Here is a 7,237-nt window from a genome sequence, read left to right as displayed (position 1 = left end):
TCCTTCTTCTGGTACAGCCACAAGAAACTGTTCGACATCTCAGGCAGTTCCGTTGCCAGCGGTGCGATGAGAAGCGCCAGAATCAAAGGGGAAATCTCTAAGAACTGCGCGGTGGATTCCGCTGCAGTGACAAAGAGATGCGCGCCGGCTACAAGCCCTCCGAGTCCCGTGATGGCTTGAAGCCCGATCAGGATGTACGCGGGCTTGGACGATTTCCTTCCGAAAAATAACGGATCAAGCTCGCTTGCCTCATCCGCTTCATCCTCGTCGCTGAACTTGATCTTCACATAATAGGCATAGAGGCTCAGCAATCCGATTGCCGCGCCAATGTGCAACAACCTCGAGGGCACGAACGCGCACACCATCGCGACGGTGTAGGCGATGGCAAAACAGACGAGATCCAAGGTTAGGTCTTTGTACTTCACCCGAAAGACTGGACTTCGCTTCCCGAGTCTCGCGTAGCCAAGGAGGAGCAATGCCAAAATGGGAATCACGAGGGTGCTGAGCATGAACGGGGCCCCGAGAATAGCGCCTAATCCGACTTCTTTTTCTTCGCGGGTGGTTCCGAAGAAGATGGCGACGATGGGAATCGACGTTTCAGGGAGCGTGGTTCCGATCGCGGCAAGCACACTGCCGACCGCGCCTTCGGAAAGATTCATCCGTTTGCCCAGCCATTCGATCGCATTGGTGAAGAGTGCGCAACCACCCAACGTCACGGCAACAGACGCGACAAACAAAAAGACGTAGAGCAACAGCGTCACGAACGGCCCTTCACGGATGCCTTCTGCTTGGCGTAGGCCAGCGCTGCCTCTTCTAGAACCGCCTTCACCGGACGCCCGGTTCTCTCCGCAATCTGTTTGCAGTCCAGATATTCAGGAGCAGCTTTGGTTCTGGCACCGTTTAATGAGGCGATCTTTATTCTGACTGCTCCCCCCTTGACCTTCACCGATACGAACCGCCTGGGCAAAATGTGCCTGGCGATTTCCTGGACTCGAACACCTAAGGCAGTGGTTTCCTCGAACACGATATCGAGCACAGAATTCGCGCCCTTCGGTGGAACGAGGCAGGTCAATACCACGCCGGGCCTTCCGCGCTTCATGATGACGGGCGTAAGCGTGACATCAAGGGCTCCGCAGTAAAACAACCGCTCCATGATGTGCTCATACGTTTGGGGATTCACGTCGTCGAGGTTTGTTTCGATTTGCAGAACCGTGTCGCACGATCTTCCACTTCGAGACATATCGCGAGAGACAAACACTCGCAGCACATTCGGCCAGTCTTTTGGATTCGCCTCGCCGGCCCCGTATCCGATCGCCGCCGGTGTCATCAACGGCATCGGTCCGAATTCATGAGTCAGCGCCCGCAACAGGGCAATCCCGGTCGGCGTCGTCAGTTCACGCGAGGGACCGGCGCTGTAAATCGGCAACCCCTTCGAAAGGATCGCCACGGCAGGTCCCGGTGCCGGAAGGATCCCGTGCGCCGAGTGCAACGTTCCCGCCCCGACATTGACAGGCGAGGCCGTCACACGTGTCACATTCAGCAGTTCACAGCAGATCAACCCCCCGACAATGTCCACGAACGAATCCAAGACGCCGACTTCGTGAAAATGCATGCGGTCTTTGTCCACCCGATGGGCTTGACTTTCTGCTTCGGCAAGATGGTTGAACACGATGAGACTTCGCTTTTTCACGCTCTCCGGGAGACTGCTGGCGGATATAATTTTCCTAATGCGGCGGAAAGACAACGGACGCCCGAGGCCCGATTGGATGATGACGTCCACTTTCGTCGCGAAGATTGCACCGCGCTGAACCCGGCGCTTGCGTAAGGTGAAACCCGAGATCGACAGGCGCTTGAGGCCCTTTTTGAGCTCAGAAAATGAGGCACCGGCGTCGACGAGTGCGCCCAGCGCCATGTCGCCGCTGATTCCTGAGAAACAATCGAAGTGGAGATGTGCGCCCACGCCAGTCCTTGTAATCAGGATGCTACAAAAGGCTGTCTTTATTCCTTCTTGCAGCCATGCAGATGCCTCAACGTCGTGCGGAGAGCACGCTTGTTCTCTTCACACGCCGTAACCTTGCGGATAGCCCACTTGCGCACCATGCGGGTTCTTTGTAGCCGTCCGAGGTTTCGACCACTGCGACAGCGATCGCAGTCGATACCTATCTTCTGCGACTTGCGAAACAAACAAAAGCCGCGCCATCTTACCCAAGCACGCGTCGAACGGCAATTGGCACATTGACAGGCTTTCACTCCTGTGTTATCCCCACATTAAATAGTCGTGCCGAATCAAGAATGAGCAGAGGACCACACCCCAGCAGGATGCTCTTGTCCAATACCCCATTCCATTCACCATGGGCAGGTGCGAGAACCTGGATCATTCGTGCTTTCTGTATCTGCATCGCCATGTCCTTGCTTCTCACCGTTCCCCTTGATGTGTCGGCGAAACGAAAAAAGCGACGGGCTCCACGCCCGGAACCGGAATTGAAGATCCTTGAAGTGAAGGTGAACCCGAACCCCTACACCGTCACAGATGGTCCCGCGGAATTCTCGGCCTTAGTACAGTTGCCGAAGAATCTGAACGGCGCGTCGCTGCTCGAAGTCTCTTCGCTCGTTACCTCGCCATCGAAGACCTCGATCCGGTTTCTTTCCGTCCGTCAGCCCATTGAACCGCAGACTCCTTCCGATGCACCTCCTCAGCCGCCCCGGGTCTCGATTGTGCTGGCCTGGGACGGCATGGACCACAACAAGACAGCGGCCGAGGCAGGAACTTATCAGTACGAACTGCGCGCGAAGTTGCTGGTCAATGGGGACAAGGGACCGCGCACGCAGATGGTTTCTTGGCCGAAACGAGGAACATTGGAAGTTAAGTAGCCGGGTCAGCCACGAGCGGCTATACCGCCCCTAGCCTCCAGCCTCACACCCCACGCCCAGGATGTTGATTCTGTGCGCCAGACATCCGGCGCCAAAACCGTTATCGATGTTCATCACGCCAACGCCAGACGCACATGAATTCAACATTGTCAGAAGGGCTGCTACGCCTCCGAAGCTCGCTCCGTAGCCGCGGCTTGTCGGCACCGCCACAACAGGACAGCTCACCAATCCACCGACGACACTCGGGAGCACTCCATCCATACCTGCCACCACGACGATGACATTTGCCTCAGTCAAACGTTGACGTCTGCCGAGGAGACGATGAATCCCGGCCACACCGACATCGTAGAGCCGCTCGACACGGCTGCCCATCACTTCAGCAGTCACTCTCGCTTCCTCCGCCACAGGCACATCGGATGTGCCGGCGGTAATGACGAGCACATGCCCCCGGCGTTTTAGCTTCGGATCGCGGACCGCGACGATACGCGCATTCTCATGATAGACCGCCCGCCGGTCAATCCGCTTGATGACGGTCGCCGCCTCGCGGGTTGCTCGGGTGGCGAGAAACGGGCGGTGGTGCTTCAGTATTGCTTTTGCAATGGTTCGGATCTGTCCCAGCGTTTTCCCTTCGCACAGGATCACCTCAGGAAATCCCTGGCGGATTGAGCGGTGATGATCGAGCGACGCGATTCCCAAATCCTCGAACGGAAGCGAGCGAAGCCGTTCTATGGCTGCTGCCACTGAAACCGTATCCTTGCGCACGTCCTTCAGCAACTTGTGCAGGCGCTCCGGATTCATACCAGACCTTTCTCCGGTTTGGCGACCCGCTCCATCAGGTCGCTGACGGCTCTGCGACAAGATTTGCCCTCGAAAAGCACGGCGTTGACCTCACGCACGATCGGCATTTCAACGTCATGCCTGCGGGCCAACCCTGAAGCTGCCCTGGCTGTTCTCACACCTTCTGCCACTGCCTGCATATTCTGGAGAATAGTCTCCAGCTTCTCCCCCTTGCCGAGCCGGACTCCGACCGTATGGTTGCGGCTCAGAGCACCCGTACAGGTCAGGACCAAGTCGCCGACGCCGGACAATCCATAAAACGTTCTGGGATCGGCACCCATCGAAATCCCCAGCCTGACCATTTCACTCAGCCCTCTTGTTATCAGGGCTGCTCGGGCATTGTGCCCTAATCCAAGCCCGTCGACGACTCCGGATGCCAGCGCCATCACATTCTTCAATGCCCCGCCAAGCTGCACGCCGACGATGTCATTGTCGGCATAGACTCGAAAGGCCGGCGTCATAAACGCGGCTTGGTAGGTCTCCACCAATTCGACATTCTCCCCGGCAAGACAGACCGCCGTCGGCTGCCCGTGGCAGACCTCCGCCGCAAAACTGGGCCCCGACAGGACCATAATTTGTTCGCGCACGGAGACAGGGAGCTCGTCCTCCATGACCTGCGTCATGAGCTTGAGCGTCTCCTCTTCCACACCCTTCGTCGCACTGATGAGTGGCGTGGAATGAGAAACCAACGGTGCGAGTTCCCGAAGAACAAGTCGTGCCACATGGGAAGGCACCGCGAATAAAAGGCCGGCACTGTCATGCACCACTTCCGCTAGTGAGGTGGTAACCTTGAGCGACGACGGCAGCGAAACTCCTGGAAGAAAGGGACGGTTTTCCCGCGCAGTGTCAATTGATTCGGCCACTTCCCGTTCATAGGCCCACAGCTTTGTCCGAAGCCCCTTTTCCGCCAGGTGTTTGGCCAAGGCGGTTCCCCATGCCCCGGCACCGATGACTCCTATGCGTTGGATTGTATGCATGTTGAGGGGACAGAGATTTCGCGTGGGCTGTGTTCTTGGTTTTGGGACCCTACTACCAGGCGAGCGGATTATAGAAACGCCCCCTTTCTCGTGTCAATGAACAGAATTGCCATATCACACCCCCGTGACTTCATAGATATGAACCGCGTCCACCTTGCAAAATCTTCCCACTTCATCCAACTGGCAAAAGGGAGCGGATCCGTGTAGCCTAGGGGCGGGAATGCCTATGAGATCCTGCCCATCCTGCCATCGTGAACTACCCGAGATCTATCGATACTGTACTCACTGTGGGAGCAGTCTGAATGCCGATTCCCCTCCTCCTCCCAAAAGTCAGGACGACAGGCCGGAAGCGCTGAACCTGCAGATCCTCTACGGCATGGTTGCCATGCTGGCCCTTGCCTTACTCTTTCCACCTTGGGAAACACCTCCGTCGCAGGAACCGGAATTTCTCGGGCTCCACTTCTTCCTATCCCCTCCAACGCCTGAAGCGGTGGTCAGCCGTCTGTTGATGACAATTGAACTCGTTACGATCGCCATCGCCGGCCTTTACGGCTCATTTCTCTTTCGAAATCGATGAAGGGGTTTGAGTCCCTGGGATTAGCCGAGCGCCAACGTTAGGCATTTGGCGGACCCGCCGGATTTCATGAACTCATCGAGCGGGACCGGATGCGTGATATAGCCACGATCCTCCAGGAGCCTCATCACGTTCGGACAGCCCGCCGGCAGAACGATGTGCTTTCCGATACACACGGCGTTGCAGGCGAATTTCAGCGCTTCTTGTTCCGGCACCTCTACGCGGTGTTCAGAAGAAATTCTTTCCGCAATCGCCGCCCGACCATATCGGTCAAAGGCAGGAGCGTAGTACAACAACTCCCCGCCACTGAGCGGACAGAAGCACGTATCGAGGTGGTAGAAGCGCTCGTCGATCAATTCAAGTGGAAGAATCTCCTGTTCGAATAGTTCGCTCAGGAACGGGAAGGTCCGAATCTCCGATCGCTGCCGGTATCCGCCGAACCAGCAGTCGTGAAAGCCCAAGAGGTCGCCCGCCCCCTCAAAGAACATTCCCTGATCCAGTGTGACGATCTCAAAATCGTGATCGCGGAACCAACCTTCGAAGTACGCCTCTTCGCGCTGTCGCTCGGGATAACGGAAACGGCTTGGGACCGCTGTGTGTCCCACCACCACTCCGGCATTCGCTGTGAAAACGAGATCCGGCAGTCCAGGAACCGGCGTCATTCGTTCCAACAGGGCACCAGCTTCCTGTTCGAGCACTTCCATTAAACGATGCCACTGCTGCACGGCCCGTTCCGTATCCACCACGTTCGACCGCCGCATCCACGGATTGATTTCATAGTCGATGCGGAAATACTCTGGCGAGCAGACCAATAGGCGGCTCATACCTTCCATCCAAGCTCGCGCGAAATATCCCGGAGGAATGACGCGGCGTCCATGACTAAGCCCACGGCTTGGAAGCTGCCTCGATCCGCCAGCTTCGTCGGCACAGCCGGATTGACGTCGACGCAAACCGTCGGTACCGTCGCGGGCAACAGGTTGCCTGTCGCCACGGCATGCAGGGTGGAAGCCACCAATAACGCCAACCCCACCCCCGGGATAGCCGCCCGCATCGCCTCTTGCGCCGCGATTGAATCGATAATGACACCCGGCAGCGGCCCGTCATCTCTGATCGTGCCCGCCATCACCACCTGGATGTCGCGTCTCACACAAGCCGCCATGATGCCTTGCTTGATCAGGCCGGACTCAACGGCTCGCTGGATACTGCCGACTTCGCGCACGCTATTGATCGTGCGTAGATGGTGTTCATGCCCGTGCGGGACCGCTCTCCCCGCTGTCAGCCCATATCCCAGAGATGTACCGTAGAGGTCGGCCTCCATATCGTGCGCAGCCAGGGCATTTCCACAGAACAACACGTGTATGAATCCCTCGTCGATCAGCCACGCAAGCGATTCTCGCCCCCCCGCATGAATAATCGCCGGTCCGCCGGCCAGAAGGACTTTACAACCCTGCCTCCCGGCACGATACCCTTCACGCAGAACCTTCATACGGTTGGCAACATCGGCGATGACGTGACCATGGGGTCTTTCAGCCGACACCTGGGATTCCATAAAACTGAACACATCCCGTTCCTCAGGCCGCTGCAAGGGTATGACTCGGATTCCGGTCCGCCCGATGACCACAAAATCGCCGCGCTTCACGTTACCCATAGGAACCGCACGGGCAACAGCCTTGCCCGTTTCGATAACAACCGCAAGATCCATCTCAATTCGCTGCACCTCAATCCACTGTCCCCGCAGTCGGACTTCTGTCGGCAAATGCGTTGTTGCATAAAAGCCCTCCGGGAGCACACCGTCAGCCGGCGCCGGTCGATACTCGCAATCGAATTCCCGTTCGACCGACGCGCCGTGGGGCTGGATGGCCTGAAGAATCTCCGAGAGAAGCTTCTCCGATGAAGCATGAACCACGATTTTTGCGCGAGACGAGTCGACCCTTGTCTTACCGATGACCATCTCCGAAAGGTCGAAAGAACCACCCAT

The 7,237-nt window shown here is 57.4% G+C and carries 8 protein-coding genes; 2 read left to right on the top strand and 6 right to left on the bottom strand.

Annotation, left to right across the window (positions count from 1 at the left end; genetic code table 11):
* Together ACWVCN_RS09580 and larC are read right to left on the bottom strand one after the other, a co-directional pair.
* Positions 1–761, bottom strand: a 761-nt coding sequence (locus ACWVCN_RS09580) for a sodium:calcium antiporter (protein WP_455245382.1), incomplete at its 3' end; no start/stop codon positions are given.
* Positions 758–1,960 carry a nickel pincer cofactor biosynthesis protein LarC gene (gene larC / locus ACWVCN_RS09575; RefSeq protein WP_455245381.1) on the bottom strand — a complete coding sequence of 401 codons (1,203 nt, stop codon included), beginning with the start codon at positions 1,958–1,960 and terminating at the stop codon, positions 758–760. The genes ACWVCN_RS09580 and larC, both read right to left, overlap by 4 nt.
* 443 nt (positions 1,961–2,403) lie before the next feature.
* Here larC and ACWVCN_RS09570 point away from each other — a divergent pair, with 443 nt between their 5' ends.
* The gene (locus tag ACWVCN_RS09570) at positions 2,404–2,871 is read left to right on the top strand and encodes a hypothetical protein (RefSeq protein ID WP_455245380.1); all 468 of its coding nucleotides are present in this window, start codon (positions 2,404–2,406) and stop codon (positions 2,869–2,871) included.
* A gap of 30 nt (positions 2,872–2,901) precedes the next feature.
* Here the strand turns inward: ACWVCN_RS09570 and larB are convergent, their stop codons facing one another.
* Together larB and ACWVCN_RS09560 are read right to left on the bottom strand one after the other, a co-directional pair.
* Positions 2,902–3,669 carry a nickel pincer cofactor biosynthesis protein LarB gene (gene larB / locus ACWVCN_RS09565; RefSeq protein ID WP_455245379.1) on the bottom strand — a complete coding sequence of 256 codons (768 nt, stop codon included), beginning with the start codon at positions 3,667–3,669 and terminating at the stop codon, positions 2,902–2,904.
* Positions 3,666–4,685 carry an NAD(P)H-dependent glycerol-3-phosphate dehydrogenase gene (locus tag ACWVCN_RS09560; protein ID WP_455245377.1) on the bottom strand — a complete coding sequence of 340 codons (1,020 nt, stop codon included), beginning with the start codon at positions 4,683–4,685 and terminating at the stop codon, positions 3,666–3,668. Before ACWVCN_RS09560 ends, larB begins: the two co-directional genes overlap by 4 nt.
* Positions 4,686–4,905: 220 nt before the next feature.
* On the opposite strand from ACWVCN_RS09560, the gene ACWVCN_RS09555 reads away from it, so the two are divergent.
* A complete protein-coding gene (locus ACWVCN_RS09555; RefSeq protein WP_455245375.1) occupies positions 4,906–5,262 on the top strand; it encodes a zinc-ribbon domain-containing protein in 357 nt (118 codons plus the stop codon).
* 20 nt (positions 5,263–5,282) lie between these two features.
* On the opposite strand, the gene ACWVCN_RS09550 is transcribed toward ACWVCN_RS09555, so the two are convergent.
* Positions 5,283–6,083: a dimethylarginine dimethylaminohydrolase family protein gene (locus tag ACWVCN_RS09550; protein WP_455245374.1), complete on the bottom strand. Its 801-nt coding sequence runs from the start codon at positions 6,081–6,083 to the stop codon at positions 5,283–5,285.
* Positions 6,080–7,237, bottom strand: a 1,158-nt coding sequence (locus ACWVCN_RS09545; protein WP_455245373.1) for an ornithine cyclodeaminase, incomplete at its 5' end; no start/stop codon positions are given. The genes ACWVCN_RS09545 and ACWVCN_RS09550, both read right to left, overlap by 4 nt.

It is taken from the genome of Petrachloros mirabilis (assembly GCF_975968855.1).
Note: the sequence above shows the minus strand (reverse complement) of the source record. Positions and strands in the feature narration are given on the sequence as shown.

Coding starts and splice junctions, on each gene's coding strand:
- ACWVCN_RS09555 (WP_455245375.1), top strand. CDS start 4,906: ATGCCTATGAGATCCTGCCCATCCTGCCATCGTGAACTACCCGAGATC.
- ACWVCN_RS09560 (WP_455245377.1), bottom strand. CDS start 4,685: ATGCATACAATCCAACGCATAGGAGTCATCGGTGCCGGGGCATGGGGA.
- larB (WP_455245379.1), bottom strand. CDS start 3,669: ATGAATCCGGAGCGCCTGCACAAGTTGCTGAAGGACGTGCGCAAGGAT.
- ACWVCN_RS09550 (WP_455245374.1), bottom strand. CDS start 6,083: ATGAGCCGCCTATTGGTCTGCTCGCCAGAGTATTTCCGCATCGACTAT.
- ACWVCN_RS09570 (WP_455245380.1), top strand. CDS start 2,404: ATGTCCTTGCTTCTCACCGTTCCCCTTGATGTGTCGGCGAAACGAAAA.